16 protein-coding genes are annotated in these 18,930 nt (G+C 54.0%); 2 read left to right on the top strand and 14 right to left on the bottom strand.

Features of this window, described 5'->3' with window-relative positions; translation table 11 throughout:
- Positions 1–5 precede the first annotated feature (5 nt).
- From ACFO9Q_RS06390 to ACFO9Q_RS06360, 7 genes are read right to left on the bottom strand one after another with little or no spacing between them, the layout of a single operon-like run.
- Complete coding sequence (locus tag ACFO9Q_RS06390) at positions 6–1,487, bottom strand: phytoene desaturase family protein (RefSeq protein WP_379179891.1); 1,482 nt, start codon at positions 1,485–1,487, stop codon at positions 6–8.
- Positions 1,484–2,776, bottom strand: a complete 1,293-nt coding sequence (locus tag ACFO9Q_RS06385) for a glycosyltransferase (RefSeq protein ID WP_379179889.1) — start codon at positions 2,774–2,776, stop codon at positions 1,484–1,486. Before ACFO9Q_RS06385 ends, ACFO9Q_RS06390 begins: the two co-directional genes overlap by 4 nt.
- Positions 2,752–3,504: a lysophospholipid acyltransferase family protein gene (locus ACFO9Q_RS06380; protein ID WP_379179887.1), complete on the bottom strand. Its 753-nt coding sequence runs from the start codon at positions 3,502–3,504 to the stop codon at positions 2,752–2,754. The genes ACFO9Q_RS06385 and ACFO9Q_RS06380 overlap by 25 nt, the downstream gene beginning before the upstream one ends.
- A complete protein-coding gene (locus tag ACFO9Q_RS06375) occupies positions 3,473–4,279 on the bottom strand; it encodes a carotenoid biosynthesis protein (protein WP_379179885.1) in 807 nt (268 codons plus the stop codon). Before ACFO9Q_RS06375 ends, ACFO9Q_RS06380 begins: the two co-directional genes overlap by 32 nt.
- Positions 4,276–5,166, bottom strand: a complete 891-nt coding sequence (locus ACFO9Q_RS06370; RefSeq protein ID WP_379179883.1) for a phytoene/squalene synthase family protein — start codon at positions 5,164–5,166, stop codon at positions 4,276–4,278. The genes ACFO9Q_RS06375 and ACFO9Q_RS06370 overlap by 4 nt, the downstream gene beginning before the upstream one ends.
- Complete coding sequence (locus ACFO9Q_RS06365; protein ID WP_379179881.1) at positions 5,135–6,682, bottom strand: phytoene desaturase family protein; 1,548 nt, start codon at positions 6,680–6,682, stop codon at positions 5,135–5,137. Before ACFO9Q_RS06365 ends, ACFO9Q_RS06370 begins: the two co-directional genes overlap by 32 nt.
- On the bottom strand, positions 6,673–8,223 hold the full coding sequence (locus ACFO9Q_RS06360) for a phytoene desaturase family protein (protein ID WP_379179879.1): 1,551 nt from the start codon (positions 8,221–8,223) through the stop codon (positions 6,673–6,675). The genes ACFO9Q_RS06365 and ACFO9Q_RS06360 overlap by 10 nt, the downstream gene beginning before the upstream one ends.
- A 245-nt stretch (positions 8,224–8,468) precedes the next feature.
- Here ACFO9Q_RS06360 and nagB point away from each other — a divergent pair, with 245 nt between their 5' ends.
- Both nagB and nagA read left to right on the top strand, forming a co-directional pair.
- Entirely contained in the window at positions 8,469–9,194 is a 726-nt protein-coding gene (gene nagB / locus ACFO9Q_RS06355) for a glucosamine-6-phosphate deaminase (protein WP_379179877.1), read from the top strand.
- Positions 9,191–10,411 carry an N-acetylglucosamine-6-phosphate deacetylase gene (gene nagA, locus ACFO9Q_RS06350; RefSeq protein ID WP_379179875.1) on the top strand — a complete coding sequence of 407 codons (1,221 nt, stop codon included), beginning with the start codon at positions 9,191–9,193 and terminating at the stop codon, positions 10,409–10,411. The genes nagB and nagA overlap by 4 nt, the downstream gene beginning before the upstream one ends.
- 185 nt (positions 10,412–10,596) lie before the next feature.
- Here nagA and ACFO9Q_RS06345 read toward each other — a convergent pair whose 3' ends face one another.
- From ACFO9Q_RS06345 to citZ, 7 genes are all read right to left on the bottom strand, one after another.
- Positions 10,597–11,391 carry a DeoR/GlpR family DNA-binding transcription regulator gene (locus ACFO9Q_RS06345; protein ID WP_379179873.1) on the bottom strand — a complete coding sequence of 265 codons (795 nt, stop codon included), beginning with the start codon at positions 11,389–11,391 and terminating at the stop codon, positions 10,597–10,599.
- Positions 11,392–11,393: 2 nt separating this feature from the next.
- On the bottom strand, positions 11,394–12,350 hold the full coding sequence (locus ACFO9Q_RS06340) for a sugar kinase (protein ID WP_379179871.1): 957 nt from the start codon (positions 12,348–12,350) through the stop codon (positions 11,394–11,396).
- A 39-nt stretch (positions 12,351–12,389) separates the two neighbouring features.
- A complete protein-coding gene (locus ACFO9Q_RS06335) occupies positions 12,390–12,815 on the bottom strand; it encodes a hypothetical protein (RefSeq protein ID WP_379179869.1) in 426 nt (141 codons plus the stop codon).
- A gap of 133 nt (positions 12,816–12,948) precedes the next feature.
- On the bottom strand, positions 12,949–15,159 hold the full coding sequence (recQ, locus tag ACFO9Q_RS06330) for a DNA helicase RecQ (RefSeq protein ID WP_379179867.1): 2,211 nt from the start codon (positions 15,157–15,159) through the stop codon (positions 12,949–12,951).
- Positions 15,160–15,267: 108 nt separating this feature from the next.
- Positions 15,268–16,209: a malate dehydrogenase gene (gene mdh, locus ACFO9Q_RS06325; RefSeq protein WP_379179865.1), complete on the bottom strand. Its 942-nt coding sequence runs from the start codon at positions 16,207–16,209 to the stop codon at positions 15,268–15,270.
- Between the two features lie 52 nt (positions 16,210–16,261).
- Positions 16,262–17,557 (bottom strand): NADP-dependent isocitrate dehydrogenase, encoded by a 1,296-nt coding sequence (icd, locus tag ACFO9Q_RS06320; RefSeq protein WP_379179863.1) that lies wholly within the window; start codon positions 17,555–17,557, stop codon positions 16,262–16,264.
- A 110-nt stretch (positions 17,558–17,667) separates the two neighbouring features.
- A complete protein-coding gene (gene citZ, locus ACFO9Q_RS06315; RefSeq protein ID WP_379179861.1) occupies positions 17,668–18,780 on the bottom strand; it encodes a citrate synthase in 1,113 nt (370 codons plus the stop codon).
- Positions 18,781–18,930: the final 150 nt, after the last annotated feature.

The raw sequence follows: 18,930 nt of genomic DNA, 5'->3' as shown, positions 1-18,930 counted from the left end.
ACGAATCATGTGCCGTACTGCTCGATGACATGCTGTGCGACTAGCTGTCCGGATTGGGTAACGATGGGAGTCCCTCCTCCGGGGTGGGTCGTTCCTCCAACGAACCAGAGTCCCTCAATATCCCGGGAACGGTTGACGGGGCGGAAGAACGTCTGTCTTGCGCTATTGGAGGATATGCCGTAGATCGACCCGCGATGGGCGAAGGTGTCGGCCTGCAGCTTGGATGGAGTGTAGCCGATTCTCACCTCAGCTTGACGAAGCCCTGGCAGACCTCGGCTCTCCAGCTTGGAGAGAATAAGATCGCCATACCGATCCTCCTCTTGCTCCCAGTCCCATCTCGTTGACAGATACGGCGCATTGACGAGAATGAACAATGAGCTGCCCCCTGGAGGGGCAGAACCCGGTTCTGACACCGCCCCATTGCATATGTAGATTGCTGGATCCTCCGGCGGACGCAGCTCGGTGAATATCTGGCGGAATTCCGCTTCATACCGCTCAGGATAATACACGGTGTGATGCAGCAGCTGACTATATGACCTCTGTACTCCTATCAGCTGTACGAAGCCCGACAGTGACGGCTCATACCGCTCTATCTGTCGATTCGGCACGGAAGGCCGATGGGCGGGCGGGATGAGCTTATCGTAGATCGATAATACATCGCCATTGGCTAGCACAAGGTCAGCTGGGATAGATCCGGCTGAGCTCTCTACTCCCGTTACCTTCCCATTCATCACGACAATCTCATGCACGGCAGTGTCCGTGTGTATCGTGACTCCAAGCTCCCTTGCTAATTGAACGAAGGCTTCCACGATAGAATAGGTACCGCCTTCTACCCGGTAGATGCCAAGGTCGCTCTCCACATGGGCGAGCATAGCGAATATCGCAGGAGACAAGTATGGCGAGGACCCAACGTAGGTTGCATAGCGGCCGAACATCGCCAGCGTGTTCGGATGGCGGAAGTAACGGAGAAGCAGCTGCTGCAGCGTCGTGAACGGCTTCACCCTCATGAATCCTGCAGCCATCTGCGGGCTAAGCTTGTCGCGGAACCGCAGCATCAGCTTGCCCAGGAACCTCTCTTCAGCCAGCTGATACAGGCGCATCGCCTCCTCACGGAAGGCGGGGAACGCCGCCGCATCCTCTGGGCTGTATTCCGCAATCTGAGACATGGTCGCTTCATAGGAACTCGTCAGATCCACAACATGCCCATCGGCGAAAATATTACGAGTCGCAGCCTCCAGCCGGTGCATGGTAACGTAATCCCCCATGCGCCGTCCTACATGCTCGAATACTTGCTCGAACAGATGAGGCATCGTAATCGTGCTCGGCCCCCGGTCGAATCGATACCCGTCCTTCTCAATACGCTGCAGCTTGCCCCCCGGCTTATCTTGCTTCTCCAGGATCGTTACCCTGAAGCCAGCATGTGCCAGCCGAATAGCCGCCGACAATCCGCCAAGTCCTGCTCCGATTATGACCACTGACTCTCTCATCCATACACCCTGCCCTTCCACACATAACCTTTGCCGTTCACCGCTCCCAGCCATGAGGCAATACCAATAGCCGTTATTGCAGCAATACTGAGAGGAATCAGCAGCGCAAGCCATGCCGGCTGGCCTTGCGATCGATCCGAGACCAGCTTGATGAACACACCCAGCCCGTAGCCCGCTATAGAAGGTATAAGCAGATCAGGCATCCATAGGGAGAGTAACAGGCCAATTGCCGGAAGCAAGTACAGCAAGCTATACAAGATCAAGACGGCTGCCAGCAGCGGTAAGCTTCGACCTACACCTGCGTACATATTTTTTTTGTAACCATTCCATACTTCCCTTGCATTCCTGTACATCCTCATCGATACCTGATCCTTCACATCCGCGAGGATGACAGGATGTCCTGCCTTCTTAACAGCCCGGGCGAGCGCCATGTCATCTACCAGGTCTGCACGGTTCGCCTGATGTCCCCCTGCTGCTTCGTAGGTGTGACGAGCAACAGCGATCCAAGCCCCATGCGCAGCTACGAATCTCGCATCATCCGAATGGCGAACGAGATGTATAGGCAGATGGCAGGCGATGGTGAAGCCCATCATAGGCACGACAAGCCTCTCCAGCCAGCTTCCTGTCACTTGATAGGGGAAGCCGGTAATAAGCCCCTGCCTCTGCTCCATTGCCGCAGCTTCGAGATGAATAATGGCATCCGAAGACATACGGGCATCGGCGTCCATGTAGAGCAGCCACTGTCCCCGGGCAGCCTGAGCGAGCTGATGGCAGGCGTACGCCTTCCCCATCCAGCCTTCCGGCTTCTCCCTGCCTGTGTTGAGTCTGACTCGGGGATCATTGGCAGCCAGCTGCAGCACGATAGCAGCCGTCCGGTCCGAGGAGCCGTCATCCAGCACGATAATCTCTATTCCTCCGCTGCTTGGCATGCTGTTCATAATGGATCGAAGACATTCCCCTATATTCGCTTCCTCGTCCCTGGCAGGAATGAGAACAGAGAGGAAGGGAGGCTCGTCCGCTGTGCTTGATGCCGCATGGTTCGGTGTCGTACTGCATAGTGCGGCATTGCTCATTGGTGCATTACTCAGTGCCGCACTCCCCAGTGTTCCCCTGCTAAGTTGATGCTTGCACTGTCGATCTCCGCGCTCAGCAGCCTTGCCCTTCTCTCCCGCCCGGTACGATGAGCGAACTCCTAGCGAGCGGAACGGAGGAAGCTGACGCACATTCCATAGGACGAATACCAATTGAGCAGCGAGCAGCACAATTACGATCCTAAGAACGACTTCCATCTGCTCACCTTCTCCTTGAACGTTAGGAATGTCTGGTCTGTGGACTTGCCTGCAGGCAGCATGGAGAGGAAGTCCGAGGCTGGCAGCGGCTCTCCATAGATTATTCTTCTCTTGTGGCTGTCGAGCTGGCGTTGCAGCGTCTGCTGGAGTCGATCTGTTATATCTTCCTTCGACGCGGAGTTCCATGGTCCCTCAAGCGGGGAACCCGCCATCAGCGTCACTTCAGGCTTCTGGTGTTGGTACATGGAGTAATATGCCGTTACAGGAATAACTACCGTGTCAGGCGCCTTCCTTAGCACATGTGCCGCCCCTCCCATCACTTCCAGGGGACGATGCTCCAGATGATGGATGTCCCCTTGCGGATACATCCACACCCGCTTGCCGCTCTGCAGCAGTGATACGGTATAGCGCAGGGAAGGGATCATGTGAGCCGGTGAGCTCTTGTTAATCGAGTAGGCCCCCATCTTGCGAAAAAAACGATAGTTCCGCAGCTGTTGTTCGTCCATCATAACGTAGTGATCCCCGTAGGAGCAAGAATGGAACACATGGTAGGCGATGAGCCCGTCCCACCAAGAGCTATGGTTCATCACGTACAGAATGCCGCGGTTCGGATAAGGGTCAAGCATGCCTTGGAAGCCGGCATAATGGAAGTGCCTTCGCAATAAATAATGAAGGTTGTAGTAATAAAATACCCGGTCAAACCAGCTGCTCTTGCTTGCTTCGATCATGGCGTATCCCTCCTTCAAGTACAAGCGCAGTGAGTAGAGCGATGGCAAAAGGCCCCCACAAGCCGGCCTTAAGCGCAAGAAGCCCAAACATCGCAAGCATGCCTTGGTACAGGCGCAGACTCGCCTTGGGAACAGGTGTCTGCATGGGACGAACAGGATATAGGAAGGAGAGCAGGAAGGCGATTGTGAACCAGGAAGTGAAGTTCTGCCAAGGAACGCCATAATACGTCCCCCAGGCTCCCTCGCTGCTCCATTCCCAGAATCGCAGATGATAAGCGACTGGGTCAAGTACAAGGTCGAATACGAGCGCATACATTCCAGCTTGGACCCCGCGAATGAATCGATTAGAGCTCGTTGACAGCATGACAGACGTCGTCATGACGCCAATCCAGGCCCAAGGAATAGCAATCGGAATGCCTCCATCCCACAGCCTTAGCGTATTCGTATACACATAGCTGCCGAAGGGCCATCCTGTTATTGTCCCATTCCATTCAATGAGGTACGTGATGACGCCAACCATCAGCGCTCTTAACAAGTCCTGGAAGCGGAAGCCTCCGAGCCTGCTCTGAAGCCAGCCCTCTCCATGGAGGCCGCTGGCTTGCCCCCTCTCAAGATAGAGAGAATAGACAGCGAAGAACAAGAGGAACAAGGCATTGCTGAATTGGAGGAAGGAGGGTACTCGATAGATAAGCAGGAGCACAAGCCCGATGCTGAACCATGTCCAGAATAGATAGGGCACAGCGGCCATCCTGTCCTCTCTTAGTCTGGCAATCATGATACCGCGCTGCTCTCTTGATTATCCTTCAGCAGTGCGGTCATACCGTGCTGCACCGCCAGTCGCTTCAAGATAGCCATCTTGCGAAGACCGGTCACATAGGCTCTGCGCGTATACACATTATAGTGGTGATGCTTCACGTCATCGAGTATTCCTTCGTACATCCTAGCAGCCATTGCGACACAGAAGCCGCTGACGGCAGGATAGGAATCGAGATTCTCCATCCCCCGTTCGAACCATTCGCGCGCCAGGACCGACAGCTCCTGAACTAGAGAGATCCAGGAATCGTTCACTAGGCCGGCTCGCCACTCCGCTTCAGAATATCCATGCCGAGCCATGAGGTCGAGAGGGATATACCTTCTTCCCTTCCCTTGATCCTCACCAACATCCCGAACAATATTGACAATCTGCATCGCCTTGCCCAGCCATATGCCAGATTGTACGATCGAAGCATCCGGACAATCATGAAGCACAGGAAGCAGCATCTCCCCTACTGTCCCAGCTACGTGATAGCAATACGTCTCGAGCTGCTCCATCGTATCGTAGTGAGTGAGTATCTCATCCATTCGCTGTCCTGCTATCTGCTCGTAGAACGGTTCCTTGGACAGGGGGAATCGTTCGAACAGCCAGCGCAGAGCCGGCCAGATGAAGTGTCCCTCTGCATCCTCAAGATGGTCGAAGAGCTGCACCAGCTCATCCAGCGTATAAGGGGACTTCTCAGGCTCATCCATTGCATCATCAATCATCCTGCAGAAGGCATAGATGACATATACCGCTTCACGTCTGGGACTGGGCAGGAAGCCGAAGGCACGGTAGAAGGTAGTGGACCCTTCCCGTATCATATTCTCACAAGCCTTAAGTACCGAATTCAGATGGCTCTCCATCATCCCACTCCTCCAATATGTGATCAGCCAGCATTCTAGCCCCAAGCATGACGATAGGGATGCCGCCCCCGGGGTGGATTGAAGCGCCGACACTGTATAATCCGTTGATTCCGCTCCCGGAGAACTGAGGACGGAACGCGCCGGACTGAAGCAAGGTGGGGGCAATGCCGAAGCTTCCCCCTTGATACCAGCCCTCCTCAGCACCGTCCATAGGCGTACGTATATGCTTCCACACGATGGACTCCCTGAGGCCGGGATAGGCTCTTCGCTCCGCATCCTCCAGCACTCGATCAGCCAGATCATGGACGTCCCTTAACCAGTTCTCCGGAGACTGTTCAGCTCCTGCTGCTATCGGTACCGGAATTAACACGTACAGCGCACTGTGTCCATCTGGCGCAGCTTGTTCGTCGAGTTCGCATGGGTTGAACAGATAGTAAGCAGGCAGCGGATCCTCTCCACCCGGCAGCCGGCCTGAGAGTGCCATACGCTCAAGACTTGCAGGCAGGTCATCCGGAAGGAAGAACTGATGGGCACTCGTCCGACCTTCGGAGCTGTCTGATTGTGGTTCGTATTCACCGGTCCATCGCTTGTTGGTCCCTAAGTATATCAGAATGCATCCAGATGAGGGAACGAACTTGCGCTCCTTCCTCGGCTTCCTGTCAGGAAGCATAGCAGCCAGATGCGGGAAGTCTCCATTGTAGATCACCTTGTCATGCGGCAGGAAACTGCCATCCTTCGTCTTAATCCCCAGTACAGAGTCGCCATCAGTTGCTATCTCTGCAACCTCACCCTGCACGCCTGTTCGAATCGCAACGCCCTCACGCTGCAGTGCTGCTGCGAGCACTTGGACTAGGCTGGCGTAGCCCCCCTTCATATACCAGATGCCATACGCATGCTCAGCGTAAGGGATGAAGGTATAGAGAGAGGGCGATCCTGTTGGCAGACCGCCGATATACAGCGTCTGCAGCGAGAAGGCATCGATGACCTTGGAGCTCTTGAAGTAGCGCCCTGCCATACCCCTTGCACTCAGATACACTCTAAGCCTCGCCAGCAGCCGGACATTCCGCCAAGTGAAGAAGGAACGAAGCTTCAGGAATGGCCGCTCCAGGAAGGAACTCTTGCCTTCGTGGAAGGCAGGAGCCATATCCTTCATATATCGGCGGAAGGCTGCGGATTCTCCAGGAGCGAATCGATCCAGCTCCTCTGCCATCTGCTCCTCATCGCTCCACTTCGTAAGCACCGACCCGTCCTCATAATGAATTCGATACATAGGATGACAAGGGATAAGTTCATACTCTTCCTCACTGATTCCAGCCTCGCCCAGGACAGCAACCAGTGTCTCGGGCAGCAGGACGATCGTCGGGCCGCGATCGATACGGTATTCGCCGCTTCTCTCGAAGGCCAGCCGACCGCCGAGCTCACCCTTCTTCTCGTATAGAGTAACCTTAACCCCCCGGCGGGCAAGCAGCAGTGCGCTGATCATGCCGCCTACTCCGCCTCCAACGACCGCTACTTCCATACGGATGCTCCCTTCCTTCCACTTACTCGTATACGAGCGGCAGCTTCTTCACTCCGCATATCCTGCTCTTCCAGGAGCCTCACACTGATTCTAGCCGATTCGATAATCGTCGGCAGTCCGCTGCCCGGATGGGTCCCGCCGCCTACCAGCCAGCAATTCGCTGCGTCTTCGAACTGATTATGCGGTCTTAGCATCATCATCTGATCAATGGAATGGGCCATGTTGAATGCAGCCCCGCGATAGACATGCATGGAATTCTGCCAATCCAGAGGCGTAATGACCGACTCTTCCTCAATATGAGCCGACAATCCGCTCAGTTCCGGCTCTTGTTCCAGTCTAGCTATCACGTCATTGCGAACATCCTGAAGCTTCTCAGGGGAGGACCAATCCGTCTCCCCGTCCAGGTTCGGTACGGGCATCAGCACATAGAGAGAAGACTTGCCCTCCGGGGCGAGCGTCGGATCAAGGATGCTCGGATTATGTACGTAGAGGGAAGCATCCCTGGAGAGCTGACCGAGCTTCATCTCCTTCAGATTGTTGCTGTAGTCACCCGCGAACATGACCGTATGATGAGGCATATCAATCTTCCGATTCACTCCTAGATACAGCATATAGGTAGAGATCGACCACTTCATTCTCTCTATACGCTCCGGCTTCCACTTCTTAAGCTGCTCCGGCTTGAACAGCTTCGTCACCGCTGTGCCGAAGTCCGCATTCAGAACAACGTGATCCGCATCCAGCCGCTCGCCTGACTCCAGCTCGACGCCAACCGCAATCCCTTCCTTCGTTACAATTTGCTTCACTCCTGAGGAGACTCGTACGTTTCCGCCATACTCCTTCGTTACTTCAGCCATCGCCTCACAGATGCGATTCAATCCCCCTATTGGATGCCACAAGCCATAAGCATGCTCAATATAGGATAGTATTGTGAACGTTCCGGGGCACTCCCAAGGAGACATGCCCAGATATTTGGCCTGGAAGGCGAATGCATAACGAAGTCTCTCATCCTGGAAATACTTCGAGAGCCTCCCGTATACAGTGTCTGTCAAATGCAGCTTAGGAAGAGCTCTCGCGGTATCCTTCTTAATATAATCACTCAGCTTGGTGAACGGACGCTGAAGCAGAGGGCGAATGCGGTCGAACTTATCCTCTTCTTCCTTCATGAACCGAAGGTATCCTTCCGACTCCCCGGGGAACAGCCGATCCATCTGTTCAATCATAGAATCCCGGTCTGTGCTCGGCTCGAATCTTACATCACCGAATTGGAGACGGTATAACGGGTCTACCCGCTTCAGCTCCACGTAATCATGCAGGCTGCGTCCGGCTGCTTGGAATAGCTCCTCCAGCAGCTGCGGCATCATAAGGAAGGTCGGTCCGCGGTCGAATCGATACTCGCCTACTTGCAAGGCAGAAGTGCGTCCTCCGACATAAGGCTGTTTCTCCAAGACAGTCACTTCATAGCCCTTCGAGCTGAGAAGCATAGCGGCAGCTAATCCGCCTGGACCCCCTCCAACGACTGCAACCTTCTTTTTCCGTGTCATGGTCTCATCCTTATCTTATACAAATATTATACATACATTATACACGGATGGTGATTTGATGTAAATGAATGAACGGACTCTCATCTCTTTATCGTATTACTAATCCTATCAGAAGTAGTCCACCATTTACATTATGATCATATACTTCATTAAATTGATTTTTACAATCATTTTTATTGTCACAATGTTTAATTTCCAGTACTATAGATGAAGAGAGTTGGAATAGGAAAGGTGGATATTGCAGGATGAATATTAAAGTATTCGATACGAAGCAGGAGCTTGATGCTTACGCAGCGGACCTATTATGTGCCAAGGTAGCCGCTAAGCCCAATGCTGTACTTGGACTGGCAACCGGCTCGACACCGATTGGCATCTACAAGGAGCTGGCTGCACGACATCGCGCAGGGCTGTCCTTCCAACAGGTAACGACTTACAATCTGGATGAATATGTTGGGTTAGATGCTGCGAATGACCAGAGCTATGCTTATTATATGAGGGATCAACTCTTCTCCCTGCTCGATATACCAGCAGATCAGACCCATCTTCCTCAAGGAATGGCTGAGGATCTGGACCTCGAGTGTGAGAGATATGACACCATGCTGCAGGCGCAGCCGGTGGACATTCAACTGCTTGGCCTCGGCCATAATGGACATATAGGCTTCAATGAACCCGATGCCAAGCTGAGCGGAGGCACACATGTCGTGAAGCTGAAGGAAGAGACGCGTGAGGCGAACGCCCGCTTCTTCTCATCTATGGACGAGGTGCCGCGCTATGCAATTACGATGGGCGTCGGATCCATCCTCAAGGCCGATACGATTATTCTTGCAGCATGTGGAGCAGACAAGTCTAGCATCGTGGAACAGGCACTGACTGGGCCGATTACGACCGAGATTCCAGCATCCCTGCTGCAGACTCACCCGAGGGTAATCGTGCTGCTAGATCGAGAAGCGGCGCAGAGGCTCACTCTATGAAGGATACGGCGAATGCAGTGACTTGGATCATTCATAATGTGAAGATTGTAATGGGTGATGAGTGGCAGCATGGCAGTGTAACCGTGGTAGACGGCCGCATCCATCGCATTGCTGAGCAAGGGGAACCTGAGACAGACCTGTACGAAGAGAGTCCAGAGCTTGTCCTAGACGGACAGGGCGGCTGGTTAATGCCGGGCTTCATCGATGTGCATGTTCACGGCGGCTTCGGGTCGGACTTCATGGATGCTTCTAAGGCCAGCTATGATACAATAACCAAGTTCCATGCCGCGCATGGAACAACCGGCATGCTAGCCACGACGGTTACTGCCTCACCCGAAGCGATAGAAGCTGTGCTGGCCGCCTCCTCTGCCTACAGGCAGGGAGAGATGCCCTATGCAGAACTGCTGGGCGTTCATCTGGAAGGACCCTTCATCTCCAGCAAGTGGCCTGGCGCGCAGAATCCTTCCTACATCGTGGAACCGAGGATCGACTGGCTCCGGCGGTGGACGAGTAACTATCCTGACTTAGTCCGCATGTTAACCCTTGCGCCAGAGAATGAAGGGGCACTAGAGGCAGTCGCATGGCTCGCTGGACACGGCATTGTAGCAGCATGCGGCCATACGGATGCCACTTATGAGCAGCTCATCAAGGCTGTCGACGAGGGCCTCAGCCATGCGGTGCATACGTATAATGCAATGCGAGGACTGCATCACCGAGAGCCTGGTACGGTAGGCGCGGTGCTAACCGAGAACCGCGTGTCTGCAGAGATTATTGCGGACGGCGAGCATGCCCACCCTGCTGCTATCCGACTGCTCGTCTCAGCGAAGCCATCCGACAAGCTGCTGCTCATTACCGATGCAATCTCGGCAGCAGGCATGGCGGATGGGGCCTACGACCTCGGCGGACTTCCGGTGACAGTGCATGAAGGTGTAGCTCGCCTGACACAGGGAGGTGCTCTTGCCGGCAGCTCGCTGACGATGATTCAAGCATTCCGCTATATGCTAGAACATACGGGGCTCTCTGTTCCTGAAGTAAGCCGGCTGGCCAGCGGTAATGCTGCGAAGCTGCTTGGGATAAGTGAAGCAACAGGATCCATCGCCTTAGGCAAGCAAGCCGATCTCATTCTGGTTGATTCTGCCCTCTCACTCCGCAGCACTTGGGTACGAGGCAGACAAGTTTATAATGCACAAGAAGGGGCTCCTTCTCAAGGTTTCTAACCTTGAGAAGAGCCCCTTATCTTATACCGAACCGACTGCAGCTATCCCTTGATGGATCAAGCAAGTGTACCTGAGATGCAGTATCGCTGAGAGAAGATGAGCCATACAATCATTGGAATGGAAGTGAAGTCGACTCCGGTGAGCAGCATCTGATATCCGTCACATACTCTCCCCGGCAATTGAAATTATATAGAAGCAGCCTCTGCGATATACACGGTAATTCCGTGCTGATCCAGCTCGCTGGACAGCCCCTCTGGCAGAGAGCGGTCAGTGATGACGGCATACAGACCATCCAAGCTGGATATAGAGAATAGCGAGCTGCGGCCCACCTTGCTCTGATCGAATACAGCATAGGTCTCACTGGAGCGGGAGATCATGGCCTTCGCAATCTGCGCTTCTTGCTCGGAATAGGTCGTAATTCCGCCAGCAGCAGATATACCATCCACGCCAATGAACATCTTGTTAATATTCAGATGAGCAACCATTCCTTCACCTAGAGGTCCGCACAGCTCGAAGCTGTTGTGACGCATAATGCCTCCGGTCACAACGACTTGAATCTCGCTTCCTGCCAGCTCCATAGCAATGTTGACCGCATTCGTGACGACGGTCACCCCTCTGCGAGGCTTAAGCAGCTTAGCAATCAGATAATTGGTCGTGCCGCCAGACAGCCCAATCACATCTCCCTCGAGAATGAGCGAGGCTGCCTTGGCGGCAATCTGCTCCTTCTCCAGGAAGGACATGCCTTCCTTCTCGGAGAAGGCCAGATCACGAACCCCGTTCATCCCGTCATACATCGCGCCGCCAATCGTCCGAATAACCGGATATTGCAACTCCATCTGCTCCAGATCACGTCTGGCTGTCGCCTCCGAGCATCCGAATCGTTCCACCATCTCGGATACCGTAATCCGACCTTGCTGCTTGAGCAGTTGAAGGACAGCCTCCCGCCTCCGGTCTCCCTTGGACCCTAGAGCATCTGCCATCGCTATCTCTCCACCCATGCTTGGCTGGAGAGCCGCTGCTCGACCGAGGACCATTCCGGGAGCGCTTCCCAGTCACCGCGCATCTGAACGACGAGCGAGCCGCTAATACTTCCTAGCCGGACTGCATCAGCGGGCGACATCCCTCGCATAATTCCCGCGAGGAAGCCCGCGCAGAAGCCGTCCCCTGCTCCAACCGTATCCACTACCTGATCTGCTGGATAGAACGGGATAATGTCCTCTTGACCGTTGTCCAGAACAATCGTAGCGTCGCCCTTGCCCTTGACGATGGAGACAGCCTTAAGCTTGCTGAGCTCCGACTTCACCTGTTCATAGTCATCCGTATTATAGAGCAGCTTCAGCTCGTCCCAGCCAGGCAGATAATAGTCCGCTTCCTCTGCTATAGGCAGCAAGAAGGCTCTCGCTTCCTCAATCGACCATAGCTTAAGCCGCAGATTCGGATCGAAGGAGATGAGCACTCCCGCATCCTTCGCTATAGCAATAGCACGGTGAATCGTTGCGCGGCAGTCTTCACTTAGCGCCGCTGTTATCCCCGTAATATGCAGCAGCTTCGCTCCGCGAATATACTGTTCATCCAAGTCAGCCGGGGTCATGCGGCTGGCAGCCGAATGCTGCCTGTAATAATGAACCGCTAGTCGTCCTGCCACACTCTCCCGGAACATGAGACCAGTGCGGGCTTCCCGGCTTAGCCGGGAGCGAGAGACGTCGACCCCTTCGCCTCTGAGCTCTTTTTGGATCATTTTGCCCCAGGGGTCATCACCTAGTATGCCGAACCAGCCGACCGAGCCGCCAAGACGCGCGATGCCGATGGCTACGTTGCTCTCTGCTCCGCCGAAGCTCTGTTCCAGCATAGCTGCCTTCTCCAGCGAACGATGCTCGCCGGGCATGAACAGGGCCATCGTCTCTCCGAAAGTAATAATATCTGGCGATTGTGTATGCAAGTGAAGAACTCCTCCCAGCCGGATCTTAACCTACTTAACCTACTCGAACATAGGGTACTGCATGATATAGATAATAACTAGATAGATAAGCAATACGATCACGCTCATAATGCGAGCCTTGCTAATGTGCGAGGTTGCGCTCTGTCCGCTTGCAATGGAAGATACAATTCGCTTCAGCGGCTTCGTCATGATTCCGGATACCGCAGCAATGGCAAGGAACAACACCGTCGTGAGAATCATCCAGAGAACGCTGTAATCCGATTGAGACATCAGATATCCGCCAGTTAACAGCTGTACGATCAGGAAGTACTGTGCAATCCGATTACCTGCAATTAACCCTTCAGCCAGTCCTGCTTGGCCTGCGCCGGCAAGCTTAGCAGCACGCCCGACTAATGCCGGAAGGACCACATAGAAACCCATTCCAACTGCGCCGATTACGTGCAAGAACAACATAAATTGAGCCATTACCTTCGAGCCTCCTCATAATATCGTGCTAATCTACCATTCAGTATACTAAATGAAAATGTCAAATACAAAGCAAAACCTAACGTTCCTGTGACAGATTAGCTAAGCGTCAGTCCTAATACATAGCAGTTCCTTAGCTACTCTTCAGTCCATGCTTGCTGATTACACCATGTATGGCGAAGTACGTCACTTCCTCCGGCAGCGCATCCTTAATCGGACGAAGCTTCTCTATCCCCACCTCATGAATGGCTGCAGCAATGAGCTCTTCCTGTCCATCTGGGATGATGCGGCTCCAGTCCAGCTCATGCCCCTCATCGGCTGCCCGAATGATATGTCCTTCAATGGTCACCTTGCTGAATCCCCTGCTCGAGGCAATCTCCTCAACCTCTTGTCCCGCGTTGAACAGCTCCAGCGTCACGAGGTGGCTAGGCTGCTCGTCACCAGCAGCAGATGCATCGCTCATTCGCACTTCCGCTGACGCGCTTCGCCTGTATTCACCTGCCATCCCCTCGCTCCCATTGCCGTTACCGCTGCCGGCTGCAGCTCCGCTCCCAGAGCTGTCATTCCCAGCGAATGGAGCAATGATGCCAAGGAGAGCCTGTCCATAGCGCCCTGCCTTGGCTGCGCCGACTCCCTTCACGGCAAGCAGCTGCTCCTCATCCGTTGGCCGCCGGTCGGCAAGCTCCTTCAGCGTAGCATCGAAGAACAGCATGAATGGCGGAATGTTCTCCATCGCAGCCGTCTCCTTGCGCCATGCGCGAAGCGCTTCGAAGAGCGGCGATGATGCCGCCGAATCTGCAGACGCTGTTCGCTTCACAGAAGTTCGCATCCGCTGCATGACGGTCTCTCGTCCCTCCAGCACCGGTAGAGCCGACGGCGCCAGTGATACGGTCGGGTACTGCCCCTCGCTCATTCTCATATAGCCTTCCGAGACAAGCCAGTACAGCCAGTCAGCAATCTCCTTCTCCGGCATGCTGCTGAACAGGCCGTACGTCGTAAGTCTATCTAGTCCGAACTCAAGCAGACGCTTGTCCCGCGAGCCCTTAAGTACCTTCGCCGCCATTGTGACGCCGAATCTCCCCTTCATTCGGCCTACACAGGAGAGCGCCTTCTGCGCATCGGCTGTGCGATCGACCAGCTCACTCTTATCCAGGCAGGAGCTGCACTTGCCGCATGGCTCTACTCCGCTCTCGCCGAAGTAATCGACGATGAACTGCTGCAGGCAGCGCTGTGTCCGGGAATAATTCATCATCGTATACAGCTTCGACAGCTGTATGCCCTTCCTGTCCGAATCACCTGATCCCTGCTCAATCAGGAACCGCTGCACCTGCACATCGGCCGGTTCGAACAGCAGGATACATTCACTCTCCTCGCCGTCTCGCCCAGCACGCCCCGCTTCCTGGTAATAAGACTCCACGTCGCCAGGCATCTGCCAATGAAGCACATAGCGAACGTTAGGCTTATCAATGCCCATGCCGAATGCGTTCGTAGCGACCATCACGCGCAGCTCGTCGAAGCGGAACTTCTCCTGCGCCTCAGCACGCTCGGTATCAGACAGCCCTCCATGATACTTCCCTGCTGCAATGCCTTGCCGCTGCAGCTGTTCATGCACCTGCTCCGCTTCCTTCCGCGTTGCGGTGTAGATGATGCCAGACTGATCCTCACGCTCCTTGACGAACCGCTGCAAGAACTTCTTCTTGTCAGTGCCGGTTACGACCGACAAGGAGAGATTGGGACGTGCGAAGCCCGTTACGAATACATTCGGTGAGCGCAGCGACAGCATGGCAGAGATATCCTTCGCTACTTCCTCCGTAGCCGTTGCCGTGAACGCCGCTACGAGAGGCCGGCCTGGCATTCTTGCAATCCAGCCGGCAAGCTGCCGATAGCTTGGCCGGAAGTCATGTCCCCACTGGGAGACACAGTGCGCCTCGTCAATGGCAATGAGCGGAATGTGCATCTGCTCCGCGAGTGCTCCGAACATTGGAGCATCGAGCCGCTCTGGCGCTACATACAGCAGGCTGTACTCCCCGTTGACAGCTCTCTTCATGACCTCTCGATATTCCGATGAGGACAGCGAGCTGTTCAGGAATGCCGCAGGAACACCGAGACGATTCAAGGCATCAACCTGATCCTTCATCAGAGAGATTAAGGGAGACACGACAAGCGTTGTCCCATGGAGCAGCATCGCAGGAATTTGGTAGCATACCGACTTGCCCGCTCCTGTAGGGAGAATAGCGAGCGTGTCTCTCCCCTGCAGCAGACCATGAATAATATCTTCCTGTCCCTTGCGGAAGGAGTCGTAGCCGTATACCTTCTTCAACAATTGCCTAGCTTGATCAAGCAATCTTCCTTCCTCCTTCCAGCCCTATGACACGTCGTGAACATACAGAGGAGGACCCTGGCAGCTAGTGTCAGGGTCCTCCTGGACTTCTCATTATACAACTTCGATGAACTAGCCGGTTACAATCGCGATGACATTGCGAACGGATTGCGCGGACTTATCCAGCGCTGCCTTCTCATCCTCTGTGAGCTCCAGCTCAAGCACCTTCTCGATCCCGTCTCCGCCAATAATCGCAGGGACGCCCATGAACAAGTTATCATACCCGTATTCACCTTCCAGATAAGCGATTACCGGAAGGATCCGCTTCTTGTCCTTGACGATCGCTTCTGTCATCTGTACAAGCGAAGCAGCAGGAGCATAATAGGCACTGCCGTTGCCCAGCAGATTCACGATCTCACCGCCGCCTACGCGTGCACGCTGAACGATTGCTTCAATACGGTTCGCTGGAATCAGCTTGTCGATCGGAATGCCGCCTGCGTTGGAGTAGCGAACGAGCGGAACCATATCATCGCCGTGTCCGCCAAGCACGAAGCCGCGAACATCCTCGACCGATACATTCAGCTCTTGCGCGATGAACGTGCAGTAGCGTGCAGTATCAAGCACGCCGGACTGGCCAATGACGCGGTTCTTAGGGAAGCCCAGCGTCTGGAACGCCGCGTAAGTCATAGCATCTACAGGGTTGCTTAGTATAATGACGTAAGCGTCTGGAGAGGTTGTCTTAATGCTCTCGCATACCGACTTCACAATGCCCGCGTTCGTATTCACAAGATCATCACGGCTCATGCCCGGCTTGCGGGCAATACCGGCCGTAATGATGACCACATCGGAGCCAGCGGAATCCGCATAATCGGACGTGCCGACAATTGCGGAATCTACGCCGAGCACTGGAGTAGACTCCAGCATATCGAGCGCCTTGCCCTTGGTTGGATTCTCAAGCTGCGGGATATCGAGCAGAACAACGTCTCCAAGCTCTCTCTGAGCAAGCATAAGCGCTGTAGTGGCCCCGGTGAAGCCGGCGCCTACTACCGTAATCTTGTTACGACGAATAGCCATTAGTGATTACCTCCTTCGGATGGGTCAGTCTGTCGGGCCGTGAGTCCATCTATTACATATTCGAGATGATCTGGTCAGCGAAGGCCGAGCACTTCACTTCAGTAGCGCCTTCCATCAAGCGAGCGAAGTCATAAGTAACGGTCTTGTTGTTGATGGATGCAGTCATTCCCTTGTAGATCAGGTCAGCCGCTTCCTGCCAGCCTAGGTGCTCAAGCAGCATGACGCCGGACAGGATAACCGAACCCGGGTTAACGACATCCAGATCCGCATACTTAGGAGCTGTACCATGAGTTGCCTCGAAGATAGCATGTCCAGTCAAGTAGTTGATGTTCGCGCCAGGCGCGATACCAATGCCGCCAACTTGTGCAGCTAGTGCATCTGACAAGTAGTCACCGTTCAGGTTAAGCGTAGCGATTACGTCGAAGTCCGTTGGACGCGTAAGGACTTGTTGAAGAGCGATATCGGCAATCGCATCTTTGACGATGATTTTGCCAGCCGCTTCAGCCGCCTTCTGTGCCTGGTTAGCTGCATCTACGCCGGAAGCTTCCTTAATGCGGTCGTATTCGCTCCATGTGAAGGTCTGCTCAGCGAACTCTTGCTCAGCCACTTCGTAGCCCCAGTTCTTGAACGCGCCTTCGGTGAACTTCATGATGTTGCCCTTGTGGACAAGCGTCACTGACTTGCGGCCATGCTTGATTGCATACTCAATTGCAGAGCGAACGAGACGCTTCGAGCCTTCAGCCGATACAGGCTTGATACCGATACCTGAAGTCTCAGGGAAGCGAATCTTGTTCACGCCCATCTCCTGCTGCAGGAAGGCAAGTACCTTCTTAACGGCATCGGAGCCTTCTTGATATTCAATACCAGCGTAGATATCCTCTGTGTTCTCACGGAAGATGACCATGTCAACAAGCTCAGGACGCTTAACAGGTGAAGGAACACCGTCGAAGTAACGTACAGGACGCAAGCATACGTACAGATCCAGCTCTTGACGCAGCGCAACGTTCAGGGAACGAATGCCGCCGCCGATTGGCGTCGTTAGAGGTCCCTTGATGGCAACGATATATTCACGAATAGCCGTCAGCGTGTCCGCAGGCAGCCACTCCCCATATTCATTGAATGCCTTCTCACCGGCGAATACTTCGTACCAAGCGATCTTCTTATCGCCTTTGTATGCCTTCTCTACTGCAGCATCCAGTACGCGCTTGGAAGCTTTCCAGATGTCACGGCCAGTACCGTCACCTTCGATGAAAGGGATAATCGGGTTGTTCGGAACGTTCAGCACGCCGCCCTCGATTGTAATTGCATTGCCTTCCGTTGGTAGAGCGTATTTGTCGAATTGAGCCATTGTATATTTCCTCCTCGAATGATATGCAGATAGGTACAAGTATGCATGCAATGAGAACGAACGCACCATGCATTCGTTCTCGTCTAAGAACAGACTAGGCTAAGTATAACTTAACGGGATTCAATCGGGATATACTTCTCGCCGACTGGTCCAACATAATCAGCGCGAGGGCGAATAAGCCGGTTGTCTTCGTACTGCTCGAGGATATGCGCGGTCCATCCGGATAGGCGGCTGATCGCGAAGATTGGCGTGAACAAGTCGCGCGGAATCTCAAGTGTCGTATAGACCGAAGCGGAGTAGAAGTCTACGTTAGGCTTCAGCCCCTTCTGGCCGGTAACGAGCTCTTCGATCTTAATGGACATCTCATACAGCTCCATGTTGCCAGTCAGCTTGCCCAGCTCGCGTGACATCTTCTGAAGATGCTTCGCACGAGGGTCGCCATTCTTGTACACACGGTGGCCGAAGCCCATAATCTTCTCCTTGTTGCTTAGCTTCTCGTTAATAACGGACTCCACATTAGCTGCTGAACCAATCTCTTCCAGCATGACCATGACGGCTTCGTTAGCACCGCCGTGAAGAGGGCCCTTCAGAGCGCCGATAGCCGAAGTTACGCCGGAGTAGATGTCAGACAGCGTCGCTACGGTTACGCGTGCGGCGAATGTCGATGCATTCAGCTCATGATCGGCATGGAGAACGAGAGCTTGGTCAAGTGCCTTAACGGCTACTTCAGCAGGCTCATTGCCAGTCAGCATATACAAGAAGTTATAAGCAATCGATACACCAGTCTTCGGAGCTACCGGCTCAAGACCTTGGCGAATGCGAGCGAATGCAGCGACAACGGTCGGCAGCTGCGCTTGCAGCTTAATCGCCTTGTGAAGGTTCGATTCCTTGGACATATCATTAGCTGCCTCATCATAGAGAGCCAGGCTCGATACCGCTGTGCGAAGAGCAGCCATGGAGTTCGTGTCCTGCGGGTACAGCTTGATCCCCTGGAGCACTTCGGCCGGAACAGGAGCATATTGGTCGAGCTGCTGCTGCAGCTCAGCAAGCTCAGCCTGGTTAGGCAGCTTGCCATACCATAGTAGATAAGCTACTTCTTCGAAAGTAGCGTTCTCCGCAAGATCATCAATGTCGATGCCGCGGTAAGTCAGTACACCATCAATAATGGAGCTGATGGAAGACTTGGCTGCGACGATGCCTTCAAGACCTTTAGTAGCTGTCATTCGTTTCTCTCTCCTTTAACTCGCAAATTATACCATTAAGAAAAAGTTAGTTATCCCATTCTGCTAACAGCATCATGTTTAATCATAAATGATTTCGGAAGGGAAAGGAACAAAATGAGACATAAAATTGCTTTATCGCTGTCATAAAGT

The sequence above is a fragment of the Paenibacillus sp. GCM10023252 genome (assembly GCF_042653305.1).
Taxonomy (GTDB): Bacteria; Bacillota; Bacilli; order Paenibacillales; family Paenibacillaceae; genus Pristimantibacillus.
Note: the sequence above shows the minus strand (reverse complement) of the source record. Positions and strands in the feature narration are given on the sequence as shown.

What these genes read in the sequence shown, in the direction of transcription:
- ACFO9Q_RS06390 (WP_379179891.1), bottom strand. Translation starts at nt 1,487, where the DNA reads ATGAGAGAGTCAGTGGTCATAATCGGAGCAGGACTTGGCGGATTGTCG.
- ACFO9Q_RS06385 (WP_379179889.1), bottom strand. Translation starts at nt 2,776, where the DNA reads ATGGAAGTCGTTCTTAGGATCGTAATTGTGCTGCTCGCTGCTCAATTG.
- ACFO9Q_RS06380 (WP_379179887.1), bottom strand. Translation starts at nt 3,504, where the DNA reads ATGATCGAAGCAAGCAAGAGCAGCTGGTTTGACCGGGTATTTTATTAC.
- ACFO9Q_RS06375 (WP_379179885.1), bottom strand. Translation starts at nt 4,279, where the DNA reads ATGATTGCCAGACTAAGAGAGGACAGGATGGCCGCTGTGCCCTATCTA.
- ACFO9Q_RS06370 (WP_379179883.1), bottom strand. Translation starts at nt 5,166, where the DNA reads ATGATGGAGAGCCATCTGAATTCGGTACTTAAGGCTTGTGAGAATATG.
- ACFO9Q_RS06365 (WP_379179881.1), bottom strand. Translation starts at nt 6,682, where the DNA reads ATGGAAGTAGCGGTCGTTGGAGGCGGAGTAGGCGGCATGATCAGCGCA.
- ACFO9Q_RS06360 (WP_379179879.1), bottom strand. Translation starts at nt 8,223, where the DNA reads ATGACACGGAAAAAGAAGGTTGCAGTCGTTGGAGGGGGTCCAGGCGGA.
- nagB (WP_379179877.1), top strand. Translation starts at nt 8,469, where the DNA reads ATGAATATTAAAGTATTCGATACGAAGCAGGAGCTTGATGCTTACGCA.
- nagA (WP_379179875.1), top strand. Translation starts at nt 9,191, where the DNA reads ATGAAGGATACGGCGAATGCAGTGACTTGGATCATTCATAATGTGAAG.
- ACFO9Q_RS06345 (WP_379179873.1), bottom strand. Translation starts at nt 11,391, where the DNA reads ATGGCAGATGCTCTAGGGTCCAAGGGAGACCGGAGGCGGGAGGCTGTC.
- ACFO9Q_RS06335 (WP_379179869.1), bottom strand. Translation starts at nt 12,815, where the DNA reads ATGGCTCAATTTATGTTGTTCTTGCACGTAATCGGCGCAGTTGGAATG.
- mdh (WP_379179865.1), bottom strand. Translation starts at nt 16,209, where the DNA reads ATGGCTATTCGTCGTAACAAGATTACGGTAGTAGGCGCCGGCTTCACC.
- icd (WP_379179863.1), bottom strand. Translation starts at nt 17,557, where the DNA reads ATGGCTCAATTCGACAAATACGCTCTACCAACGGAAGGCAATGCAATT.
- citZ (WP_379179861.1), bottom strand. Translation starts at nt 18,780, where the DNA reads ATGACAGCTACTAAAGGTCTTGAAGGCATCGTCGCAGCCAAGTCTTCC.